This is a genomic window from Thauera sp. (assembly GCF_047601425.1).
Lineage (GTDB): Bacteria > Pseudomonadota > Gammaproteobacteria > Burkholderiales > Rhodocyclaceae > Thauera.
In genome coordinates this window covers 487542-510781 of record NZ_JASGJL010000001.1, presented here as the reverse complement: position 1 = coordinate 510781, position 23240 = coordinate 487542, and the positions used below count along the sequence as shown (strand labels likewise).

Here is a 23240-nt window from a genome sequence, read left to right as displayed (position 1 = left end):
TCTTCTCAACTCCAGATCGACAGCGGCGACATCATCCACACCGCCACCACAAACACCCACACGAGGGTCACAGGGATGAACACCTTCCAGCCCAGGCGCATGATCTGGTCATAGCGGAAACGGGGGAAAGTCGCACGTGCCCACAGGAAGATGAACAGAATCGCAGCGGTCTTGAGCGCCAGCCAATGGAAGCCGTCCGCCAGGAAACCCACCGGCGACAGCCAGCCTCCCAGGAACAGGACCGAGGTCAGGATCGAGACCAGGATCATGTTGGCGTATTCCGCCAGGAAGAACAGCGCAAAAGCCATGCCCGAATATTCGACCATGTGGCCCGCCACCACCTCGGCCTCGCCTTCGACGACGTCGAACGGCGCGCGGTTGGTTTCGGCGATGCCGGAGATCAGATAGACGACGAACATCGGCAGCAGCGGCAGCCAGTTCCAGGACAGGAAACCCAGGCCCATGTCGGCAAACGTACCGTTCGCCTGCGAGGTGACGATGTCGCTCAGATTCAGGCTGGCCGAGATCAACAACACACAGATCAGGGCAAAGCCCATCGAGACCTCATAGGACACCATCTGCGCAGCAGCTCGCATCGAACCGAGGAAGGGATACTTGGAGTTCGAGGCCCAGCCGGCAACGATCACACCATAGACTTCCAGCGAAGTGATCGCGAGCAGGAACAGCAGGCCGGCATTGACGTTGGCCAGCACCAGACCGTCGTCGAACGGAACCACTGCCCAGGCCGCCAGCGACGGTGCGATGGCGAGAATCGGCCCGAGGATGAAGAGCCCCTTGCTGGAACCACTCGGAACGATGATTTCCTTCAGCAGCAGCTTGACGCCGTCGGCGATCGGCTGGAGCAGCCCCTTCGGGCCAACCCGATTCGGACCGATACGGACCTGCATGAAGCCGATGACCTTGCGTTCGGCCAGCGTCAGATAGGCCACGCAGATCATCAGCGGCGCGATGATTGCGACGATCTTGGCCAGCGTCCACACTGCGGGCCAGGCAGAGCCGAAGAACTCGGCGACGGGTTGCAGCATCGATTCCATCAGGCACGCTCCAAGCTCAATTCACCGCTCATCGCCCCGAGCGTTGCGGTCGATATGTGCGCAGCCGCAATCCTCACGCAATTGGCGGCAAGTGCCGGATCGGCCTGCACAACCAGTTCTGCCGACGCGGAGCCCTGGGTCACGCGGACACGCTCGCCTTCGGCGATGCCCAGCGCTGCGAGCGTCACGGGTGCGACGCGCGCCGCCGGCGCCTTCGCATCGCGGGTCTTCTGCAGCGCGCCGGCACGGCGCACGATCGGATCGGCAAAATGGATCGGCACGTCGGTGACGCGCTCCAGCACTCCGCCCGAGGCTTCCGACGAGTTGACGACGACTCCTTCGATACCGTTGCCGAGCTTCGACGCCACGCCGTCACCCAGCGCTTCGGCGCGCACGGCTTCGGAATCGGCTTGCGAGAAACCATCGAGCGACAGCAGGTTGCCCAACACGCGCAGCACCTTCCAGGCCGGCCGCGTCTCGCCCTGCGGAGGGGCGACGGCATTGAAGCTCTGTGCCCGCCCTTCGCAATTGACGTAGGTACCGGAAGTTTCGGTGAAGGGCGCGACCGGCAGCATCACGTCGGCGACGCCACGCAGCGACTCGGAATCGAAGGCGCTCAGGGCGACGACCAACTGGGCCGAACCCAACGCGGCAGCGGCCGCCGAAGGATCGGCAAAATCGAAGGCCGGTTCGGCTCCAAGCACGACATAGGCCTTGCGCGCCTGTCCGATCATGGCCACAGCGTTGAGGCCGCCGTTTGCCGGCACGGCACCAGCGAGATAACCGCCAACGCTATTGGCCGCCTCGCCGATGAAACCGAAGACACCACCGGTTAGATGAGCGATTTCCTGCGCGAGCATCTGCAGTTCGCTGGCACGAGCGTGCTGCACGGCCAGGTTGCCGAGCCAGACCGCAGCCTTGCGACCAGAAGCCAGGCTCTTGGCGATCGTGCGCGCCTCGTCCGAAACCTGCTCGGGCAGCTTGCCGCGCAGCGCCACCGACACTTCACCGCCCTTCTCTTCGGCCAGCGCCACGACCACCTGGGCCAGCACCGATACCATGGCCGACGGGGCAACCAGGGCACGATTCCTCACCGGCAGCAGCCACTCTTCGGCATTCGGGCCGAGCGCGTTCACCTGCAGGCCTTTCTTCGCTGCCTGGCGGACACGCTGCGCCAGCAGCGGTGCATCCTTGCGCAGGAAGCTGCCGACCACCAGCAGGCGGTCCAGCTCCTTGACGCCGGCGATCGGCATGCCGAGCCAGGGGGCGCCGCTACGCTTGCCGTCGGCACGGAAGTCCGACTGGCGCAAGCGGAAATCGACGTTGTCCGAACCCAGACCGCGCACCAGCTTCTGCAGCAGATACAGTTCTTCGATCGTGGCGTGCGGCGAACCCAACGCGCCGATCGAAGCCGGACCGTGGTCCTTGGCGATGCCGCGCAGGCCATTGGCGACGAACTCGAGCGCCGCCTGCCAGTCGACCCGCTTCCACTCGCCGCCCTGCTTGATCATCGGCACGGTCAGGCGTTCGTCGCTGTTGAGGGCCTCGTAGGAGAAGCGGTCCTTGTCGGACAGCCAGCACTCGTTGATCTCTTCGTTTTCCAGCGGCAGCACGCGCTTGACCACGTCGTGCTTGGTCTGAACGATGAGGTTCGAGCCAAGCGAATCGTGCGGGCTCACCGATTTGCGCCGCGACAGCTCCCAGGTACGCGCGGCGAAGCGGAAGGGCTTCGAGGTCAGCGCGCCCACCGGGCAGAGGTCGATGATGTTGCCCGACAGCTCCGAGTCGATGGTCTTCTCGATGAAGGGCATGATCTCGGCGTGCTCACCGCGGAAGGCCTGACCGAGCTCCATCTCGCCGGCGATCTCGGCGGTGAAGCGGACACAGCGCGTGCAGTTGATGCAGCGCGTCATGTCGGTCGACACCAGCGAGCCGAGGTTCTTGTTGAAGACGACGCGCTTTTCTTCCTGGTAGCGCGAAGCCGACGAGCCATAACCCACCGCCAGATCCTGCAGTTGGCATTCGCCGCCCTGGTCGCAGATCGGGCAGTCGAGCGGATGGTTGATCAGCAGGAACTCCATGACGCCCTTCTGGGCCTTCACGGCGACTTCCGAGTGCGTCCACACCTTCATGCCGTTGGTCACCGGCGTCGCACAGGCCGGCAGCGGCTTGGGCGCCTTTTCCACCTGCACCAGGCACATCCGGCAATTGGCCGCGATCGACAGTTTCTTGTGATAGCAGAAGTGCGGAATATAGGCGCCGGCGGCTGCGGCAGCATCCATCACGGTGCTGCCGTCGTCGACCTGGACCTGCTTGCCGTCGATTTCGATCTCTAGCATGACGGGCTCACGTAGATTTGGCTGCCAGCGTACTGCACTTCAGGCGATACGAGGCATTTCTTGTTTTCGATGTGGTACTCGAACTCGGCGCCGAAGTGCTTGACGAAGCTCTGCACCGGCATGGAGGCGGCATCGCCCAGGGCACAGATCGTGCGGCCCATGATGTTCGTCGTGACCGAGTTCAGCAGTTCGAGGTCGTCGGCGCGGCCCAAGCCGTGCTCAATGCGATGGACGACGCGGTACAGCCAGCCCGTGCCTTCGCGGCACGGCGTGCATTGACCGCAGGATTCCTCGAAGTAGAAATAGGACAGGCGTTCGAGCGCCTTCACCATGCAGGTCGTCTCGTCCATGACGATGACCGCGCCGGACCCGAGCATCGACCCCGCCTTGGAGATCGAATCGTAGTCCATCGTGCAGTCCATCATGATGTTGCCGGGCACCACCGGCGACGATGAACCGCCCGGAATCACCGCCTTCAGCTTGCGGCCGCCGCGCATGCCGCCGGCCATTTCCAGCAGCTCGGAGAACGGCGTGCCGAGCGGGATCTCGTAGTTGCCCGGGCGATTGACGTGGCCCGAGATCGAGAACAGCTTCATGCCGCCATTGTTGGGCTTGCCGAGGTTCAGGAAGGCCTCGCCGCCCATGTTCATGATGAACGGCACCGAGGCAAAGGTCTCGGTGTTGTTGATCGTGGTCGGCTTGCCGTAGAGGCCGTAGCTCGCCGGGAACGGCGGCTTGAAGCGCGGCTGGCCCTTCTTGCCTTCGATCGACTCCAGCAGCGCGGTTTCCTCGCCGCAGATGTAGGCGCCATAGCCATGATGGGCGAACAGCTCGAAGGAGAAATCCGAGCCGAGGATGTTCTGCCCGAGCAGGCCGGCAGCCCGTGCTTCGGCCAGCGCCTCTTCGAAGCGCGAATACACCTCGAAGATCTCGCCGTGGATGTAGTTGTAGCCGCGGGCAGCCCCCATCGCGTAGGCCGCGATGATCATGCCTTCGATGACGCTGTGCGGGTTGTAGCGCAGGATGTCGCGATCCTTGAACGTCCCCGGCTCGCCTTCGTCCGAGTTGCAGGCGAGGTACTTGTCGCCCGGGAACGCACGGGGCATGAAGCTCCACTTGAGACCGGTGGGGAAGCCCGCACCACCGCGGCCGCGCAGCACCGATGTCTTCAACTCGGCAATGATGGCGTCCTGAGGCGTCTTGTCGGCGAGAATCTTCTTCAGCGCGGAGTATCCCCCGCGCACGACATAGTCCTGGAGCCGCCAGGTGCGGTCGCCGTCACAGCCGGCGAGGATCATTCCTTGCGTGCTCATTTCTTGTCCAGGTCCGCCAGCATCTGGTCGATCTTTTCCGTAGTCATCCAGCTGCACATCTGGTGATTGTTCACCAGCAGTACAGGCGCATCACCACAGGCACCCATGCATTCGCCTTCCTTCAGCGTGAACTTGCCGTCGGGCGTGGTTTCATTGAAATCGATTCCCAGCTTCTGCTTGACGTACTCGGCGGCATGGACGCCGCCTGACAAGGCACAGGGCAGGTTCGTGCACACCGTGATCTTGTGGCGCCCCACCGGCTCCAGATCGTACATGTTGTAGAAGCTCGCCACCTCATAGGCCGCAATCGGCGGCATCTCGAGATAGCGGGCAACGAACTCGATGAGTTCCTTCGGCAACCACCCTTTCTCGACCTGCGCAATGCGCAGCGCCGCCATCACAGCGGACTGCTTCTGGTCTGGTGGATACTTGGCGATCTCTCGATCGATCTGTTGCAAGGATTCCTGGCTCAGCATTTCGTTTTGATCTTCCGGATAGCCTGCCGACTCTTGTTAGCCGATGTCACGCCGATAATCACGCCATAGCGCGTAAAGTGATCCGACCTCAGCGGTCGATCTCGCCAAACACGACATCCATCGTACCGATGATGGCGACGACGTCCGCGATCATGTGCCCGCGGGTCATGTCGTCCATCGCGGCGAGGTGCGCGAAGCCCGGCGCCCGCAGCTTGAGGCGATACGGCTTGTTCGCACCGTCCGAAACCGCATACACGCCAAACTCGCCCTTCGGATGCTCGACCGCGGCATAGACCTCGCCCTTGGGCACATGAATGCCTTCGGTGAACAACTTGAAGTGGTGGATCAGCTCTTCCATGTTGGACTTCATGTCCTCGCGGGAAGGCGGCGCCACCTTGTGGTTGTCCGTGATGACCGGACCGGGATTCTTGCGCAGCCAATCCACGCACTGCTTGACGATGCGGTTCGACTGGCGCATTTCCTCCATCCGGCACAGATAGCGATCGTAGCAGTCGCCGTTCTTGCCGATGGGCACGTCGAAATCCATGCGGTCATAGACTTCATAGGGCTGCTTCTTGCGCAGATCCCAGGCGATGCCGGAACCACGCAGCATCGGGCCGGTGAAGCCCCAGGCGAGCGCCTGTTCCGGCGAGACCACGCCGATCCCCACGGTACGCTGCTTCCAGATCCGGTTGTCGGTCAGCAGGGTCTCGTACTCGTCGCAATAGGTCGGGAAGCGGTTGGTGAAGTCCTCGATGAAGTCGAGCATCGAGCCGTCGCGTGAAGCATTGAGCTCGCGCACCGTCTTCTCGTTGCGGAACTTGTTGACCTCGTACTTCGGCATCCGGTCGGGCAGGTCACGATAGACGCCACCCGGCCGGTAGTAGGCCGCGTGCATCCGCGCGCCGGACACCGCCTCATAGACGTCCATCAGGTCTTCGCGCTCGCGGAAGGTGTAGAGCACCATCGTCATCGCACCGATGTCGAGCGCGTGGGTGCCGATGTTGAGCAGGTGGTTCAGGATGCGCGTGATCTCGTCGAACATCACGCGGATGTACTGCGCCCGCTCCGGCACCTGAACGCCGAGCAGGCGTTCGATGGCCATACAGTAGGCGTGCTCGTTGCACATCATCGACACGTAGTCGAGACGGTCCATGTAGGGCACCGACTGCACCCAGGTCCGCGTCTCGGCAAGCTTCTCGGTACCGCGGTGCAGCAGGCCGATATGCGGATCGGCACGTTCGACGACTTCACCGTCGAGCTCGAGCACCAGACGCAGCACGCCGTGAGCCGACGGGTGCTGCGGCCCGAAGTTGATCGTGTAGTTGCGGATTTCAGCCATGGCCGACGTCCCCGTAGTTCTCTTCGCGCACGATGCGCGGTATGTTCTCGCGCGGCTCGATGGTGACCGGCTGATAGACGACCCGACCCTGCTCCGGGTCGTAGCGCATTTCGACATAGCCCGAAATCGGGAAATCCTTGCGGAACGGATGTCCGACGAAACCGTAGTCGGTCAGGATGCGGCGCAGATCGGGGTGGCCGGCATACATGATGCCGTACAGGTCGAAGGACTCACGCTCGAACCAGTTGGCGCTCTGCCAGATTTCGACGACCGAATCCAGCACCGGAAACGCGTCGTCATCGGCAAATGCACGCAGGCGCAAGCGCCAGTTGTGGCGAATCGAAGTCAGATGCGCCGACGATGCGAAGCGCTTTCCAGCCCAAGGGGTATTGCCATAGGTGGAGTAGTCGAGACCGGAGATGTCGATCAGCTGCTCGAAATGCAGATCTTCATGATCGCGGAGCATCCGGGCCACGTTCAGATAATCGGCGGCAGCGACCTCGATCGTCACTTCCCCGCAATCGACAACCAGAGACTGCAGCGTTTCACCGAATACGTCGCGCAGCTTCTGGCTCAGGCGTTCAAGCTTGGCACTCATGTCTGGGGCACCTGTCAACGCGCGATCGTGCTAGTGCGCTTGATCTTGTTCTGAAGCTGAAGAATGCCGTAGAGCAAGGCCTCGGCCGTGGGCGGACAGCCCGGCACATAGACATCGACCGGCACGATGCGGTCGCAGCCACGCACGACCGAATAGGAATAGTGGTAGTACCCGCCACCGTTGGCACAGGAACCCATCGAAATGACCCAGCGCGGCTCGGCCATCTGGTCATACACCTTGCGCAGCGCGGGCGCCATCTTGTTGCACAAGGTACCGGCCACGATCATCAGATCGGACTGACGGGGACTGGGCCGGAACACCACGCCGAAACGGTCGAGATCATACCGGGCACAGCCGGCATGAATCATCTCGACCGCACAGCAGGCCAGACCGAAAGTCATCGGCCACAGCGAGCCGGTACGCGTCCAGTTGATGACCGCGTCGAGCGAAGTCGTGACGAAACCTTCGCGGAAGACACCCTCAATGCTCATGCCTTACTCCCAGTCGAGCGCACCGTTCTTCCACTCGACGATGTATCCGATAACCAGAATCGCAAGAAAGACCATCACCGAACCGAACACGAACCAGACGTGCTCACCTGCGGCGATGAACTCCTGGAAAACCGTCGCCCACGGAAACAGGAAGGCGATTTCCAGATCGAACAGAATGAAGAGAATGGCGATCAGATAATAACGAACGTCGAACTTCATGCGGGCGTCTTCAAACGCCTCGAAGCCGCATTCGTAAGGAGAGAGCTTTTCACCGTCAGGGCGATAGGGAGCAACGATACGCCCGAGAAGCACAGGAGCAACACCGAAACCCAGACCCACGAGCATGAACATCAGAACAGGAAAGTAATTTTCCAGCATGTTCAAAACCCCCTAGCAAATTCGACAGCAGGAGCGCTGTCATTATTGTTTTGGCTGCTCTGCGTAGGAACGCCCGCAATAGCGGGCGCTCTCCGTAATCATGGTGCCGACGATGAGACTCGAACTCATACGGCTTTCGCCACTACCCCCTCAAGATAGCGTGTTTACCAATTTCACCACGTCGGCGCTTCGTTTCAAAGCCAAGCGATTATACGTTTTTTTACGCAGCGAGCAAACAACCGGATACGTATTTATTTGGGGATGGCTTGCGCAGCGGAGTCGTCGGCCGGCGCCGACGGCACAGCAGGAACGCCATCCTGGGGCGACGGCACCTGCACACCCTCCATGATGCTCGAAGGCGCCGCGGGCTTGTCGTTGGCGAGATAGCTCAGCCCCAGACTGGTCAGAAAGAAGACCGCTGCCAGCACCGCCGTCGTGCGGCTGAGAAAGTTCGCCGAGCCGGACGAGCCGAACAGGCTGCCAGACGCACCGCTTCCGAATGCAGCCCCCATGTCAGCCCCTTTCCCATGCTGCACCAGAACCAGACCGATCACACCGAGGCCGACCAGAACATGGACAGTCAGCACGAGAGAAAAAAGATAGTCACCCATCACAAACCCTAAAAGAACTTCGTTGAAAACTCAGACCCCTGCCGCCCGGCAGATGGCCATGAAGTCACCGGCGACCAGAGATGCCCCGCCGATCAAGCCGCCATCCACGTTCGGCATGGCAAAGAGCTCCATCGCGTTGTCCGGCTTCACACTGCCACCGTACAAGATCCTGACTCCAGTCGCATCGACACCCTGCTCCACCAGCCAGGCCCGGATCGCGGCATGGACTTCTTCGGCCTGCTCCGCCGTCGCCGAGCGCCCGCTCCCGATCGCCCAGACCGGCTCGTAGGCCAACACCGACCGGCTCAAACCTTCCTTGCCCAGCACTTCTACCACCGCCGCAAGCTGCCGGGTGATCACGGCCAGCGCCTCACCGGCCTCACGCTCATCCAGGGTTTCACCCACACAGACGATCGGCACGAGTCCGCCCGACAGAGCCGCGCACGCCTTGCGCGCCACAGTCGCATCATCCTCGCCGAACAACGCCCGCCGTTCGGAGTGCCCCACGATCACGTAGCGACAGCCGAAATCCGCGAGCATCGCGGCGCTGACCTCGCCGGTATAGGCACCAGCAGCAAACTCGCTGACATCCTGCGCACCAAGCTCGAAACCCGGCGGGCGCCGCTGCAGCTGGGCCAGATAGGGATGGGGAACACACAGCGCGACATCCACTCCGGACACAGGGCGAAGTGCCGCAAGCAGAGCTTCGTTGGCAGCGAGGCCGCCGTTCATCTTCCAATTGCCTGCGACGAGTTTCTTGATCATTGTGCGGACTTTCTGACGCAGAAAGCTAAACCGCAGGATTATATGGCCCGGACGGCCTGCCGGCAAATCCGTGCAAACGCCCTGCTCCACCAAGCGCGTCACCCGTACCATGTGGAAAGACTGGAGAACAGATCGACGCTATGCTTGAAGCGACGCTCGCCAGGATGCATGGCAAAGTGTGGTGCGGCAAGAACAGGGTCGCCCCAGGCACGAACCAATCCGTCCCGGGCTTGCCGAACCTGAGTCACTCACCATCACAGGAGCACCGCCATGGAAAAGCCAGTGCACGTCCTGAAGGATTTGTTCGCCCAGCTCGGGCTGCCGAACTCGGCCGTCGAGGTCGAAGCCTTCATTGCCGCACATGCACCGCTCGCCGACGAGGTGAAGCTGCCCGATGCACCATTCTGGACGACAGGCCAGGCAGCGTTTCTCCAGGAGCAGCTTGCAAACGATGCCGATTGGGCCGAACTCGTCGACCAGCTCAACGCGGCATTACGTAATACCAACGCCGCATGAACAAAGGCCGGCAACACGTGCCGGCCTTTGTCAGGATGCAGAAAGGGCGGCCCGCGCAGGGCAGCCCGAACCACCCGTTTCCGTTCAGCCGAAGCGACCGGTAATGTAGTCCTCCGTTTCCTTCTTCTTCGGCTTCACGAACAACTCATCGGTGACGCCGAACTCGACCATCTCGCCAAGATACATGTAGGCGGTGTAATCCGAGATCCGCGCCGCCTGCTGCATGTTGTGGGTGACGATGATGATGGTGAACTCGCTCTTCAGTTCATCGACCAGTTCCTCGATGCGTGCGGTCGAGATCGGATCGAGGGCCGAAGTCGGCTCGTCGAGCAGGATGACTTCGGGCTTCACCGCAATGCCGCGGGCGATGCACAGTCGCTGCTGCTGGCCGCCCGACAGACTCATGCCGCTCTGGTGGAGCTTGTCCTTGACCTCGTCCCACAGCGCCGCCTTGCGCAACGCCCATTCAACCCGATCGTCCATGTCCTTCGACGACAGGCTTTCGTGCAACTTCACGCCGAAGGCGATGTTGTCGTAGATCGACATCGGAAACGGTGTCGGCTTCTGGAACACCATGCCGACCTTGGCGCGCAGCACGCTGAGGTCGATGTCCGAACCGAGCAGATTGCGGCCGTCCAGCAGCAGTTGGCCTTCGGCACGCTGTTCGGGGTAGAGGTCGTACATGCGGTTGATCGTGCGCAGCAGCGTCGATTTACCGCAGCCCGAGGGCCCGATGAAGGCGGTGCACTTGTGGCGCGCCATCTTGAAGTTGATGTTCTTCAGCGCATGGAACTTGCCGTAGTAGAAGTTGAAGTCCTTGAATTCGATTTGCGCGTCGTTGATTTGCATGTGTTCTTCTCCAGTCGCGGGCCGGCGCTGCCGGCCCCGGATTGCTGGCAATGGATCCTTGTTCGATCCTCAGTTGATCTTCTCGGCCCGCAGGAAGACACGGGCAAGGATGTTGAGCACCAGCACACCCATGGTGATCAGGAAGACGCCTGCCCAGGCCAGGTCCTGCCAGTTCGTGAAGGGGCTCATGGCGAACTTGAAGATGGTGACCGGCAGGTTGGCCATCGGCTCGTTGAGGTTCAGCGTCCAGAACTGGTTGGACAGCGCGGTGAAGAGCAGCGGTGCCGTTTCACCCGCGATCCGCGCCACCGCCAGCAGCACGCCGGTCATCACCCCGGCCCGGGCCGCCCGCAGCGTGACCTTGGAAATCACCACACTCTTGGGCGCGCCCAGGGCGAAAGCCGCTTCGCGCAAGGTGTTGGGGATGAGTTGCAGCATGTTCTCGGTCGTGCGCACGACGACCGGCAACACGATCAGGGCCAGCGCGATCACGCCAGACCAGGCCGAGAACTTGCCCGTCTGCGCCACCACTACCGCATACACGAACAGACCGATGACGATCGACGGTGCCGACAACAGCAGGTCGTTGATGAAGCGGGTGGTCTTGCCCAGCCAGTGATGCTGTCCGTACTCGGCCAGATACACACCGGTCAGGATGCCGATCGGCGTGCCGAGCAGCGTTGCCAGCGTCACCAGGATCAGGCTGCCGACGATCGCGTTGAGCAGACCGCCGCTCTCGGCGCCGGGTGGCGGCGTCATCTCGGTGAACAAGGTGACCGACAGGCCGGACAGACCCAGATCGAACACCGTCCAGAGGATCCACGCCAACCAGAACAGGCCGAAGCCCATGGCCGACAGCGACAAGGTCAGGGCCACTTGGTTGGTGAGTTTGCGTCTTGCAAGCAGATTCATGTCGGTCACTCGCTCAGCTCTTGGCGCCCTCGCCCTTGGCGAGTCGCATCAGCAGCAGTTTTGAAACGATCAGCACGACCAGCGTGATCGCAAACAGGATCAGGCCAAGCTCCATCAGCGCTGCGGTATGCAGGCCGGGATCGGCTTCGGCGAACTCGTTCGCCAGCGCCGAGGTGATGCTGTTGCCGGGTTCGAACAAGGACGCGGAATTGAGGAAGTTGGTATTGCCGATGACGAAGGTCACCGCCATCGTTTCGCCCAGCGCACGGCCGAGACCCAGCATCACGCCACCGATCACGCCGGTCTTGGTGTAAGGCAGCACCACGCCCCACATCACTTCCCAGGTCGTGCAGCCGACACCGTAGGCAGACTCCTTCAGCATCGGCGGCGTCACTTCGAACACGTCGCGCATGACCGAGGCGATGTAGGGGATGATCATGATCGCCAGAATGATGCCGGCACAGAGCAGGCCGATGCCCAGCGACGCACCGGCAAAGAGCTTGCCGATGATCGGCACCTGCCCGATGGTCGATTGCAGGCCGGGCTGCACATACTGGGCGAAGATCGGCGCAAAGATCAGCAGGCCCCACATGCCATAGACGATACTGGGGATGGCCGCGAGCAGTTCGATTGCGGTACCGAGCGGACGGCGCAGCCAGGCCGGCGAAAGCTCGGTCAGGAACAGCGCGATGCCGAAGCTGACCGGCACCGCGATCAGCAAGGCGATCGCCGAGGTGACCAGCGTGCCGTAGATCGGAATCAGCGCGCCGAAATCCTCCATCGGCGGATTCCAGGCATCGGAGAACAGGAAGCCGATGCCGAAGGCCTGGATGCTCGGCCAGGAAGCATAGATGAGTGCGACGACGATGCCCGCCAGCAGAATCAGCGTCAGCCAGGCGAAGGATTTCGCCATGCCGCTGAACACCTTGTCGCCGGCTCTTCTCGACGCCGAAGACTTGAAGTCGGTCGTTCGCATGGAAACACCCTGAAGGGCGGCGGCCTGGGCGCCGCCGCCCGTGGAAAGGGAAGCGCCAAAGGCCCCATGGGCCTCTGGCGGTTGGCTAGGTTGGACCATGGGGAGGAATCCCGCTTACTTGCCGTAGGGGATCGGCGCGCCGGCGGCATCCTTCATCTCGCCCCAGGAGGCGCGAATCAGGTCGACCGTGGCCTTCGGCAGCGGGATGTACTCGAGCTCGAGCGCCATTTCGCCACCATTGGCATAGGCCCAGTCGAAGAATTTCAGCGTTTCGGCTGCTTGCGATGACTTGCCCTGCACCTTGTGCATCAGGATGAAGGTCGCGCTGGTGATCGGCCAGGCCTTGGCGCCGGGCTGGTTGGTCAGGATCTCGTAGAAGGCCGACTTGGACCAGTCGGCGCCTTCGGCCGCGGCAGCGAAGCTCTCGTTGCTCGGCTCGACGAACTGACCATTCGCATTCTGCAGAATCGCATGGGGCAGCTTGTTCTGCTTGGCGTAGGCGTACTCGACATAACCGATCGAGCCCGGCAGGCGCTGCACGAAGGCCGACACGCCTTCATTGCCCTTGCCACCCAGGCCGACCGGCCATTGAACTGCGGTACCCTCGCCGATCTTCTCCTTCCACTCGGCGGAGACCTTCGACAGGTAGTTGGTGAACACGAAGGTCGTACCCGAACCGTCGGCGCGACGCACCACGCCGATGTCCTGATCCGGCAGGTTCAGGCCAGGATTCAGCGCAACCAGCGCCGGGTCGTTCCACTTGGTGATCTTGCCCTGGTAGATCTGGGCCAGGACTTCACCGGTCAGCTTCATGTCGCCCGGCTTGATGCCTTGCAGATTCACCACCGGCACGACCGCGCCGATCACCGTGGGGAACTGCTGAAGCCCGCCTTCGGCCAGCTTCTCCGGCGTCAGCGGCATGTCGGAGGCACCGAAATCGACCGTCTTCGCGGTGATCTGGCGAATGCCGCCACCGGAACCGATCGATTGGTAATTCACGCGGTTGCCCGTCGCCTTCTGGTAGGCATCGGCCCACTTGGCGTAGATCGGCGCCGGAAAGGACGCACCCGCTCCGGTGATGTCAGCCGCCTGCGCATTGACGGCGAACAGGATGGCGGAAGAAGCGGCAAGGGCAAACTTGGTGGAGAAACGCATCATCGTTACCTCGGGTTGAAATCCAGGCCCCTAAGGTAACAACGCATTGTTACAGCCGCGTTTCATGTCACCGGACGGAAAAAACCCGTCCGACCATGACTGCGAAAATGACGGTGCCGGGCCATGCCCAGCACCGTCCTGGAATCAGCCGACCGCGTGCTGCACCACATCGGCGATTTCGCGCGCAAGGCGCTCGACGAGCTCGCCGTCACGCCCTTCGACCATCACGCGCAGCAAGGGCTCGGTGCCCGAAGGCCGCAGCAGCACACGGCCACTGTCGCCGAGCGCCTCCTCCGCCCTGGTCTGTGCAGCGGCGATGCCGCTGTCGGCACGCCAGTCGAAACCGGCAGGCAGACGCACATTGATCAGTTTCTGCGGATAGAACACCAAGTCGGCGCAGGCTTCTGCGAGGCTCTTGCCGGTCTGCCTGAGCGCGGCGAGCACCTGCAAGGCAGAAACGATACCGTCGCCAGTACTGTGGCGGTCGAGGCAGATGATGTGGCCCGAGTTCTCGCCGCCCAGCTTCCAGCCACGCTCGTGCAGCAGCTCCAGCACATAGCGGTCGCCCACCTTGGCCCGGGCAAACGGTGCGCCGAGCCGGCCGATCGCATGCTCGAAACCCAGGTTGCTCATCAGGGTGCCGACGACGCCGTCCAGCTTCCCTTCCGCATGGCGGGCAGCGGCAATCACGTAGAGCAGCTTGTCGCCGTCGTAGATTTCGCCACGATGGTCCACCATGATGAGACGGTCCGCGTCGCCATCGAGCGCGATACCCAGATCCGCCCCCTGCGCCAGCACGGCCTGACACAGATGCTCGGGCCGGGTGGCGCCGACGCCGTCGTTGATGTTCAGTCCATTCGGCTCGACCCCGACCGGCAGAATTTCTGCGCCCAGCTCGTGGAAAACCTTCGGTGCAATCTGATAGGCCGCGCCATGGGCGCAGTTGACCGCGATCCGCATGCCGCGAAGGTCCAGCTCATTCGGGAACGTGCTCTTGCAGAACTCGATGTAACGTCCAGCCGAATCGCTGATGCGGCGGGCCCTGCCGAGCCGCTTCGAGTTGACGCAGCCCATCGGCTCGTCGAGGTGAGCCTCGATCTCGGCTTCGAGCGCATCCGGCAGCTTGGTGCCGCCCGCAGAGAAGAACTTGATGCCATTATCGTAGAAAGGGTTGTGCGAGGCCGAAATCACCACCCCAGCCTGCAGGCGCAGCGCGCGCGTCAGATAGGCCACCGCCGGCGTTGGAATCGGCCCCGCGAGCATGACGTCCACCCCGGCGGCAGCAAACCCCGCCTCCAGTGCAGCTTCGAGCATGTAGCCGGAAATCCGCGTGTCCTTGCCGATTAGAACGGCCGGATGCTCGCCCACGGGCAGTTTTTCGCGTGCAACCAGCGTCACACCGGCCGCATAGCCCAGCCGCATCACGAACTCCGGAGTGATCAGTGCATCACCGACCTTTCCCCGCACACCATCGGTACCGAAATACTTGCGCCCCATCATCGCTCCGGCTGTTTGACAAAGCGGTAATTATGGCATCCCTCGTGAATCAGCGCGCGCCAAGGATTGCTCACGTGCCGGCACCTACCGCCCGCCATATCTCGAGCGCATCGCGGGTCGCCGCGACGTCATGCACACGCACGATGCCGGCTCCTCGCTGCACGGCAATCAGGGCCGCGGCGATGCTGGCAGGCATCCGCTCTGCCACTTCGCGCCCGGTCACTGCGCCCAGCATCGATTTGCGCGAAAGCCCGGCCAGTACGGCCAGCCCTTCGGCACCGAAGCGTTCCAGTTCCCGCAGCAAGGCATAGTTGTTCTCGACCCGTTTGCCGAAACCGAATCCCGGATCGAGCACGATCCGCTCGCGTGAGATGCCGGCAGCCTCCAGCACTCTCGTTCGCTCGTCGAGGAATCGCTTCACCTCGGCAACCACGTCCACATAGCGTGGATCCTTCTGCATCGTGCGCGGCTCGCCCAACATGTGCATGACGCACAAACCGGCCTGGCTGCCCGCCACGGCCTCGACCGCCCCTGGGGCACGAAACGCATTGATGTCATTGATCATGTCGGCGCCGGCCTCGATCGCCGCGCGCATCACTGCCGGTTTCAACGTATCGATCGACAGCGGCACATTCCAGCTGCGCGTGCGTTCGATGAAAGCCACCACTCGCGCCTGCTCCTGCGCGTCCGGCACCGGCTCAGCACCCGGGCGCGACGATTCGGCACCGACGTCGAGCATGTCGGCCCCCTGCTCCAGCGCGCGCTCGGCCTGCCGTAAGGCAGCGGACAAATCTCCACTGAGGCCGTCCCCACTGAAGGAGTCGTCCGTAAGGTTGATGATCGCCATGATCCTTGGTGGGGAAAGATCGAGGCGGAAACGCCCGCATTGAAGGATCGGCATGGGGAGGTATCCCAATGAAAACGGGCCGGAAGAACCGGCCCGTCGGATTGAAGGCTGAAAATGTCGGCCGGACTAGGCGGCAGGCGCCGGCGCCGTCGGTGCCGCACCCGGCGCATCGTCGGTCGGTCGGCTGGGCGGCGATGCCAGCGGCTTGGGTGCACGCGGCGGACGACCCGCCATGATGTCGTTCACCTGCTCGGCATCGATCGTTTCCCATTCCAGCAGCGCCTTCGTCATCACCTCGACCTTGTCGCTGTTCTCTTCGAGCAGACGGCGCGCCAGCGCGTACTGCTGGTCGATGATGCGGCGAATCTCGGCATCGACCTTCTGCATCGTGGCTTCGGACACATTGCGATGTGTCGTCACCTGGCGGCCAAGGAAAATCTCGCCTTCTTCCTCACCATACACCATCGGCCCCAGGGTATCGGACATGCCCCATTGGGTGACCATGCGGCGGGCGAGATCGGTCGCCCGGGCAAAGTCGTTGGAGGCGCCGGTCGTCATCTGCTTCATGAAAATCTCTTCGGCAATCCGGCCGCCGAACAGCACGGCGATCGTCTGCAGCAGGCGCTCGCGGTCCTGGCTGTAGCGATCCTCGGTCGGCAGCTGCATCGTCACGCCCAGCGCACGGCCGCGCGGGATGATCGTGACCTTGTGCACCGGATCGGTCTTGTCGAGCAGGCGCGCAACCACCGCGTGACCGGACTCATGGTAAGCCGTGTTGCGGCGCTCCTCTTCGGGCATGACCACCGAGCGGCGCTCGGCGCCCATCATGATCTTGTCCTTGGCGCGCTCGAAGTCGTCCATGTCCACCAGGCGCTTGTTGGCGCGCGCGGCGAACAGGGCCGCTTCGTTGACCAGGTTGGCCAGATCCGCACCGGCGAAGCCCGGCGTTCCGCGAGCCAGCACCTGCGCATCGACGTCGGGAGCGATCGGCACCTTGCGCATGTGGACCTTCAGAATCTGCTCGCGGCCACGGATATCGGGCAGCGCCACGACGACCTGGCGGTCGAAACGGCCCGGGCGCAGCAGCGCCGGGTCCAGCACGTCGGGACGGTTGGTCGCGGCAATCACGATCACGCCGGTCTGGCCTTCGAAACCGTCCATTTCGACCAGCAGCTGGTTCAGCGTCTGCTCGCGCTCGTCATTGCCGCCGCCTAGGCCGGCACCACGCTGGCGGCCGACCGCGTCGATTTCGTCGATGAAGATGATGCAGGGCGCCTGCTTCTTGGCCTGCTCGAACATGTCGCGCACGCGTGCGGCACCGACGCCGACGAACATCTCGACGAAATCCGAACCCGAGATCGAGAAGAAGGGAACCTTGGCTTCGCCCGCGATCGCCTTGGCGAGCAGGGTCTTGCCAGTACCCGGCGAACCGACCATCAGCACACCCTTCGGAATGCGGCCGCCGAGCTTCTGGAACTTGGACGGGTCGCGCAGGAACTCGACCAGTTCAGCAACCTCTTCCTTGGCTTCGTCACAGCCGGCGACGTCGGCAAAGGTGATGTTGTTGGCCGACTCGTCGAGCATGCGCGCCTTGCTCTTGCCGAACGAGAACGCGCCGCCCTTGCCGCCGCCCTGCATCTGGCGCATGAAGAAGATCCATACGCCAATCAGCAGCAGCATCGGGAACCAGGAGACGAAGATGCTCGCGAGGAAGGACTGCTCCTCTTCGGGCTTGGTCGCATTGACCTGCACGCCATATTTCATCAGATCGGACACCATCCAGATGTCCTGCACCCCCGGCGTATAGACGGTGATCATCCGTCCTTCCTGGGTGGTGGCCTTCAGTACGCGGCCATCGATCGTCGCCTTGGTGATGCGCCCCGCTTTCGCCTCTTCCAGAAACTGCGAATACTCCATCGTATTCGGCGTGGCCTGGCGTGTGTTGAACTGGTTGAACACGGTCATCAGCACGACGCCTATGACCATCCAGATCGCGAGGTTTTTGAATAAATTGTTCAACGTTCCGTTCCTCAAAAGCCATTGCGGCCATATACGCAACTGACCGATTCTAGTGCCGAACGTTCCCCCGGGCAAACCAATGGCGACAATTGCAACGTTCAATCACGAATGCACGCGAAGTCAGCGCACCCCCTTCGCCAGCAGATAGACCTCGGCACTGCGGTCGCGCGAAGCCTTGGGCTTGCGCACCTGCACCGTCAAGAATGCAGCTTCCATCTGTTTGCGATAGTCCATGAAGCCTTCGCCCTGAAAGACCTTGACCAGAAATTGCCCGCCCGGCTTCAGGTGTCGCACGGCAAAATCGAGCGCCAGCTCGCATAGATGGATGGAGCGGGCCTGGTCAACTGCCGCTACGCCAGTCAGATTCGGCGCCATGTCCGACAGCACGACATCGACTTTCGCCCCTTCCAGCCGGGCCTCGAGCGCCTCCAGCACAGCGTCCTCGGTGAAGTCACCATGGAGAAAATCCACTCCGGGCACCACCTCCATCGGCAGGATGTCGAGCGCGAACACCCGCCCCTTAGGCCCGCAGCGCTTGACCGCGACCTGGCACCACGAGCCGGGCGTCGAGCCGAGATCGACCACCACCGCGCCCGGCTTCAGCAGATGGTCCCGTTCATCGACCTCCAGCAGCTTGTAGGCCGCGCGAGCGCGATAGCCTTCGGCCTGGGCACGCTGGACGTAGGGATCATTCACGTGGTCGTGCACCCAGGCACGGCTTGTCTTGTTCTTTTTCATCGACTTGGGGTAACGCCCGGAAAGGCGCCCTCATCAGAGTAGGAGTAGAATCGCGGGCCCGAAGCTTCAAGCATCCAGAGATATCCAATGGTCGAACTCACCCCGGCTCAGCGCCGCGACCTGCGCGCCCGAGCCCACCATCTCAACCCCGTCGTCACGATCGCCGGCAACGGACTCGCTCCCGCCGTCATCGCCGAAATCGAGCGCTCGCTACAGGCCCACGAACTCATCAAGGTGAAGGTCCAGGGCGCCGAACGTGAGCAGCGCGACGCGCTGATGAAGGAATTGTGCGAAGCCCTCGATGCAGCGCCGGTTCAGCACATCGGCAACGTTCTCATCGTCTGGCGTGAACGCCGCGAAGAAAAGGCCTCAGCGCCCGTTGCGCAGAAAAACACCGCACGCCCCTCCACGGCAAAATCCGCTGCGGCTTTTGCGGCAGCCGCCCGCCGTGCCGCCCTGGCCAAGGCAAGTGCCGAATCCCGCCGCTCTCCCGCACGCGGTCCATCCAGCCGCGGGCCGGTGAAGAGCAGCCGCGGCCGCTGAAGCGCGGACCGATTCGAACGCAGCAGCCGAAGGAGGCGACCTGTGGCCGCCTCAGCCCTCACTCACTCGTAGCGCACGTCGAGGATTTCGTACTCGCGCACGCCGCCCGGCGCCTGCACTTCGGCGATGTCGCCGGCGTACTTGCCGATCAGCGCGCGCGCGATCGGCGAGCTCACCGAAATCTTGCCTTCCTTGATGTCGGCCTCATCCTCGCCGACGATCTGGTAAGTCACCACCTTGCCCGACTCAAGATCCTCGAGCTCCACAGTGGAGGCAAACACGCAACGGCCATCCGCATCGAGCAGTTTGGGGTCGATGATCTGGGCGTGCGACAGCTTGCCCTCAACCTCCATGATGCGGCCTTCGATGAAGCCCTGGCGCTCCTTGGCCGCGTCGTACTCGGCGTTCTCGGACAGGTCGCCATGCGAGCGCGCTTCGGCGATCGCGGCGATGACGCCGGGGCGATCCACCGTCTTCAGCCGGTGGAGCTCCTCGCGCAGTTTCTCCGCGCCGGCGACGGTCAGCGGAATCTTGTTCATGCCTCACCCGCCAGTTCGGCGTGCAGCGCCTGCACCGAATAGACATCCAGCCCCTCGGCCATCTGGCGCATGCCCATGCAGGCCGCGCGCGCGCCCTCGATCGTGGTGAAGATGGTGAGCTTTGCCGCGAGCGCACTGGTCCGGATCGAGCGCGAGTCGGTGATCGCCTGGCGCTTTTCCTCGACAGTGTTGATCACCAGCGTGATTTCCTCGTTCTTGATCATGTCGACGATGTGCGGACGGCCTTCGTTGACCTTGTTGACCACCGCCACCGGGATGCCTGCCGCTTCGATCACCGAGGCGGTGCCACGCGTGGCGACGAGCGAGAAACCCAACTCGCGCAGTTCGCGCGCGACCTCGATCGCCACCGGTCGGTCGCTTGGCTTGACGCTGATGAAGGCAGTGCCGCCGGTCGGCAACTTCACACCAGCGCCGATCTGGCTCTTGACGAAGGCTTCGCCGAAGCTGCGGCCGACACCCATGACCTCGCCGGTCAACTTCATCTCGGGACCGAGGATGGTATCGACGCCCGGGAACTTGACGAATGGGAACACCGCTTCCTTGACCGAGTAATACGGCGGCACGATCTCGCCGGTGACGCCCTGGCTGGCCAGGCTCTGGCCAGCCATGCAGCGTGCGGCGACCTTGGCCAGCGGCAGCGAGCAAGCCTTCGAGACGAAGGGCACGGTACGGGACGCACGCGGATTCACTTCCAGCACATAGACGACGGCATTGTCGCCCTCGCCCTGGATGGCGAACTGCACGTTCATCAGACCGACGACGTTGAGGGCACGCGCCATCGCCTCGGTCTGGCGGCGCAGCTCGTCCTGTAGCCTGGCCGACAGCGTGTACGGCGGTAGCGAGCAGGCCGAGTCGCCCGAATGCACGCCCGCCTGCTCGATGTGCTCCATGATGCCGCCGATGATGACCTGCTTGCCATCCGACAGCGCATCGACGTCGACTTCAGTCGCATCATTCAGGAAGCGGTCGAGCAGCACCGGCGACTCGTTGGAAACCTTCACTGCCTCGCGCATGTAGCGCTCGAGATCCTTCTGCTCATGCACGATCTCCATTGCCCGGCCGCCGAGCACGTAGCTCGGGCGCACCACCAGCGGATAGCCGATCTCGGCCGCCAGACGCACCGCCGCTTCCGGCGTGCGCGCAGTGCGGTTGGGCGGCTGCCTGAGGCCGAGGTCGGTCAGCAGCTTCTGGAAGCGCTCGCGGTCTTCGGCGGCATCGATCATGTCCGGCGTGGTGCCGATGATCGGCACGCCGTTCTCTTCCAGCGCCTTGGCGCGCTTCAGCGGCGTCTGGCCACCGAACTGGACGATGACACCGACCGGCTTCTCGATATGCACGATCTCGAGGATGTCTTCCAGCGTGATGGGTTCGAAATACAGGCGGTCAGAGGTGTCGTAGTCGGTCGACACGGTCTCGGGATTGCAGTTGACCATGATGGTCTCGTAGCCGTCCTCGCGCAGCGCGAGCGCGGCATGCACGCAGCAGTAGTCGAACTCGATGCCCTGGCCGATGCGGTTCGGCCCGCCGCCCAGCACCATGATCTTCTTCTTGTCGGTCGGCTTGGCCTCGCACTCTTCCTCGTAGGATGAGTACATGTAGGCGGTCGAGGTGGCGAACTCGGCCGCGCAGGTATCGACACGCTTGAACACCGGACGCACGCCCAGCGCGTGGCGATGCAGGCGCACGGCGGTCTCGTCGGTGTTGAGCAGCTTGGCCAGGCGGCGGTCGGAGAAGCCCTTGCGCTTCAGCTCGCGCAGTTCAGCGGCCTGCAGGGCCTTCAGCGAGCGGCCGGCAAGCGCCTTCTCGGCCAGCACGATGTCCTCGATCTGGGCCAGGAACCAGGGATCGATCTTGCTCAGGTTGAACACCTGCTCCTGGCTCATGCCTTCGCGGAAAGCCTGGCCGACGTACCAGATGCGTTCCGGGCCGGGGCTGGCCAGTTCGCGCTCGAGGTCCTCGGCATCGGCCTCGATCTCGTCCAGGCCATAGACGCCGACCTCGAGGCCGCGCAGCGCCTTCTGGAAGGATTCCTGGAAGCTGCGCCCCATCGCCATGACTTCGCCGACCGATTTCATCTGCGTGGTCAGGCGATCGTTGGCCTGCGGGAACTTCTCGAAGGCGAAGCGCGGAATCTTGGTGACGACGTAGTCGATCGAGGGTTCGAAGGAGGCCGGTGTGGCGCCACCGGTGATGTCGTTCTTGAGCTCGTCCAGCGTGTAGCCAACCGCCAGCTTGGCCGCGACCTTGGCGATCGGGAAGCCGGTGGCCTTGGACGCCAGCGCAGACGAACGCGACACGCGCGGGTTCATCTCGATGACGATCATGCGGCCGTCCTTCGGGTTGATCGCGAACTGCACGTTCGAACCGCCGGTGTCGACGCCGATCTCGCGCAGCACCGCGATCGAGGCGTTGCGCAGGATCTGGTATTCCTTGTCGGTCAGGGTCTGCGCCGGGGCGACGGTGATCGAGTCGCCGGTATGCACGCCCATCGGGTCGAGGTTCTCGATCGAGCAGACGATGATGCAGTTGTCGGCGCGGTCGCGCACGACTTCCATCTCGTATTCCTTCCAGCCCAGCAGCGACTCTTCGATCAGCAGTTCGTTGGTCGGGCTGGCTTCGAGACCGCGCTTGCAGATCTCGTGGAACTCTTCCATGTTGTAGGCGATGCCGCCGCCGGTGCCGCCGAGCGTGAAGCTGGGGCGGATGATGACCGGGAAACCGATGCCGCCCTGCACCTGCAGCGCCTCTTCCATGCTGTGGGCGATGCCGGAGCGCGCCGAGCCGAGGCCGATCCTGGTCATCGCGTCCTTGAACTTCAGGCGGTCCTCGGCCTTGTCGATGGCCTCTTCGGAGGCGCCGATCAGCTCGACGCCGTACTTGGCCAGCACGCCGTGGCGGCCGAGGTCGAGCGCGCAGTTCAACGCCGTTTGCCCGCCCATGGTCGGCAGGATGGCGTCGGGGCGCTCCTTCTCGATGATGCGCTCGACCACCTGCCAGGTGATCGGCTCGATGTAGGTGACGTCGGCGGTTTCCGGGTCGGTCATGATGGTCGCCGGGTTCGAGTTCACCAGGATGACCTTGTAACCCTCTTCGCGCAGCGCCTTGCAGGCTTGGGCGCCGGAGTAGTCGAACTCGCAGGCCTGGCCGATGACGATCGGGCCGGCGCCGATGATGAGGATGTTCTTTATGTCGGTACGTTTCGGCATTGTCTTGCCTCGATGATTCCTTGACCCGGCGGAGGGCGCCGGCGTCGAACAGTG

22 protein-coding genes and 1 tRNA gene are annotated in these 23240 nt (G+C 63.0%); 2 read left to right on the top strand and 21 right to left on the bottom strand.

Going from position 1 to position 23240, the window contains the following annotated elements; all coding sequences use genetic code 11:
* Positions 1-5: 5 nt before the first annotated feature.
* The 11 genes from nuoH to tpiA all read right to left on the bottom strand — a co-directional run bounded on the left by nuoH (position 6) and on the right by tpiA (position 9368).
* Positions 6-1055, bottom strand: a complete 1050-nt coding sequence (gene nuoH, locus QM748_RS02520; protein ID WP_415245501.1) for an NADH-quinone oxidoreductase subunit NuoH — start codon at positions 1053-1055, stop codon at positions 6-8.
* On the bottom strand, positions 1055-3394 hold the full coding sequence (gene nuoG, locus QM748_RS02515; RefSeq protein WP_415245500.1) for an NADH-quinone oxidoreductase subunit NuoG: 2340 nt from the start codon (positions 3392-3394) through the stop codon (positions 1055-1057). Before nuoG ends, nuoH begins: the two co-directional genes overlap by 1 nt.
* Positions 3388-4692 carry an NADH-quinone oxidoreductase subunit NuoF gene (gene nuoF / locus QM748_RS02510; protein WP_415247999.1) on the bottom strand — a complete coding sequence of 435 codons (1305 nt, stop codon included), beginning with the start codon at positions 4690-4692 and terminating at the stop codon, positions 3388-3390. The genes nuoG and nuoF overlap by 7 nt, the downstream gene beginning before the upstream one ends.
* Positions 4693-4703: 11 nt before the next feature.
* A complete protein-coding gene (nuoE, locus tag QM748_RS02505; RefSeq protein ID WP_004333791.1) occupies positions 4704-5183 on the bottom strand; it encodes an NADH-quinone oxidoreductase subunit NuoE in 480 nt (159 codons plus the stop codon).
* Between the two features lie 88 nt (positions 5184-5271).
* Positions 5272-6525, bottom strand: coding sequence for an NADH-quinone oxidoreductase subunit D (locus QM748_RS02500; protein ID WP_415245499.1), 1254 nt, complete (start codon positions 6523-6525; stop codon positions 5272-5274).
* Positions 6518-7123, bottom strand: a complete 606-nt coding sequence (locus QM748_RS02495; RefSeq protein WP_415245498.1) for an NADH-quinone oxidoreductase subunit C — start codon at positions 7121-7123, stop codon at positions 6518-6520. Before QM748_RS02495 ends, QM748_RS02500 begins: the two co-directional genes overlap by 8 nt.
* Positions 7124-7137: 14 nt before the next feature.
* Positions 7138-7614: a NuoB/complex I 20 kDa subunit family protein gene (locus QM748_RS02490; RefSeq protein WP_415245497.1), complete on the bottom strand. Its 477-nt coding sequence runs from the start codon at positions 7612-7614 to the stop codon at positions 7138-7140.
* A gap of 3 nt (positions 7615-7617) precedes the next feature.
* Positions 7618-7992: an NADH-quinone oxidoreductase subunit A gene (ndhC, locus tag QM748_RS02485; RefSeq protein ID WP_415245496.1), complete on the bottom strand. Its 375-nt coding sequence runs from the start codon at positions 7990-7992 to the stop codon at positions 7618-7620.
* 101 nt (positions 7993-8093) lie between these two features.
* Positions 8094-8178 (bottom strand) — tRNA-Leu (locus tag QM748_RS02480).
* Positions 8179-8243: 65 nt separating this feature from the next.
* On the bottom strand, positions 8244-8603 hold the full coding sequence (gene secG, locus QM748_RS02475) for a preprotein translocase subunit SecG (protein WP_415245495.1): 360 nt from the start codon (positions 8601-8603) through the stop codon (positions 8244-8246).
* A gap of 30 nt (positions 8604-8633) precedes the next feature.
* Positions 8634-9368 (bottom strand): triose-phosphate isomerase, encoded by a 735-nt coding sequence (gene tpiA, locus QM748_RS02470; RefSeq protein WP_415245493.1) that lies wholly within the window; start codon positions 9366-9368, stop codon positions 8634-8636.
* Positions 9369-9638: 270 nt separating this feature from the next.
* On the opposite strand from tpiA, the gene QM748_RS02465 reads away from it, so the two are divergent.
* On the top strand, positions 9639-9884 hold the full coding sequence (locus tag QM748_RS02465; RefSeq protein WP_415245492.1) for a DUF2789 domain-containing protein: 246 nt from the start codon (positions 9639-9641) through the stop codon (positions 9882-9884).
* Positions 9885-9968: 84 nt separating this feature from the next.
* On the opposite strand, the gene pstB is transcribed toward QM748_RS02465, so the two are convergent.
* The 8 genes from pstB to QM748_RS02425 form a co-directional block, all read right to left on the bottom strand.
* Positions 9969-10733 (bottom strand): phosphate ABC transporter ATP-binding protein PstB, encoded by a 765-nt coding sequence (pstB, locus tag QM748_RS02460; protein ID WP_415245491.1) that lies wholly within the window; start codon positions 10731-10733, stop codon positions 9969-9971.
* A 69-nt stretch (positions 10734-10802) separates the two neighbouring features.
* Positions 10803-11645: a phosphate ABC transporter permease PstA gene (gene pstA / locus QM748_RS02455; RefSeq protein WP_415247998.1), complete on the bottom strand. Its 843-nt coding sequence runs from the start codon at positions 11643-11645 to the stop codon at positions 10803-10805.
* A gap of 13 nt (positions 11646-11658) precedes the next feature.
* Complete coding sequence (pstC, locus tag QM748_RS02450; protein WP_415245490.1) at positions 11659-12621, bottom strand: phosphate ABC transporter permease PstC; 963 nt, start codon at positions 12619-12621, stop codon at positions 11659-11661.
* A 114-nt stretch (positions 12622-12735) separates the two neighbouring features.
* Positions 12736-13776: a phosphate ABC transporter substrate-binding protein PstS gene (gene pstS, locus QM748_RS02445; RefSeq protein ID WP_415247997.1), complete on the bottom strand. Its 1041-nt coding sequence runs from the start codon at positions 13774-13776 to the stop codon at positions 12736-12738.
* A 144-nt stretch (positions 13777-13920) separates the two neighbouring features.
* On the bottom strand, positions 13921-15273 hold the full coding sequence (glmM, locus tag QM748_RS02440; RefSeq protein WP_415245489.1) for a phosphoglucosamine mutase: 1353 nt from the start codon (positions 15271-15273) through the stop codon (positions 13921-13923).
* 70 nt (positions 15274-15343) lie between these two features.
* Positions 15344-16174, bottom strand: coding sequence for a dihydropteroate synthase (folP, locus tag QM748_RS02435; RefSeq protein ID WP_415245488.1), 831 nt, complete (start codon positions 16172-16174; stop codon positions 15344-15346).
* 72 nt (positions 16175-16246) lie between these two features.
* A complete protein-coding gene (ftsH, locus tag QM748_RS02430; RefSeq protein ID WP_415245487.1) occupies positions 16247-18139 on the bottom strand; it encodes an ATP-dependent zinc metalloprotease FtsH in 1893 nt (630 codons plus the stop codon).
* A 120-nt stretch (positions 18140-18259) separates the two neighbouring features.
* Positions 18260-18877 (bottom strand): RlmE family RNA methyltransferase, encoded by a 618-nt coding sequence (locus tag QM748_RS02425; protein WP_415245486.1) that lies wholly within the window; start codon positions 18875-18877, stop codon positions 18260-18262.
* A gap of 87 nt (positions 18878-18964) precedes the next feature.
* Between QM748_RS02425 and yhbY the strand changes: the two genes are divergently transcribed.
* A complete protein-coding gene (yhbY, locus tag QM748_RS02420) occupies positions 18965-19420 on the top strand; it encodes a ribosome assembly RNA-binding protein YhbY (RefSeq protein WP_415245485.1) in 456 nt (151 codons plus the stop codon).
* Between the two features lie 62 nt (positions 19421-19482).
* Here the strand turns inward: yhbY and greA are convergent, their stop codons facing one another.
* Both greA and carB read right to left on the bottom strand, forming a co-directional pair.
* Positions 19483-19959 carry a transcription elongation factor GreA gene (greA, locus tag QM748_RS02415; protein ID WP_415245484.1) on the bottom strand — a complete coding sequence of 159 codons (477 nt, stop codon included), beginning with the start codon at positions 19957-19959 and terminating at the stop codon, positions 19483-19485.
* Positions 19956-23186: a carbamoyl-phosphate synthase large subunit gene (gene carB, locus QM748_RS02410; protein ID WP_415245483.1), complete on the bottom strand. Its 3231-nt coding sequence runs from the start codon at positions 23184-23186 to the stop codon at positions 19956-19958. Before carB ends, greA begins: the two co-directional genes overlap by 4 nt.
* Between the last annotated feature and the right edge of the window lie 54 nt (positions 23187-23240).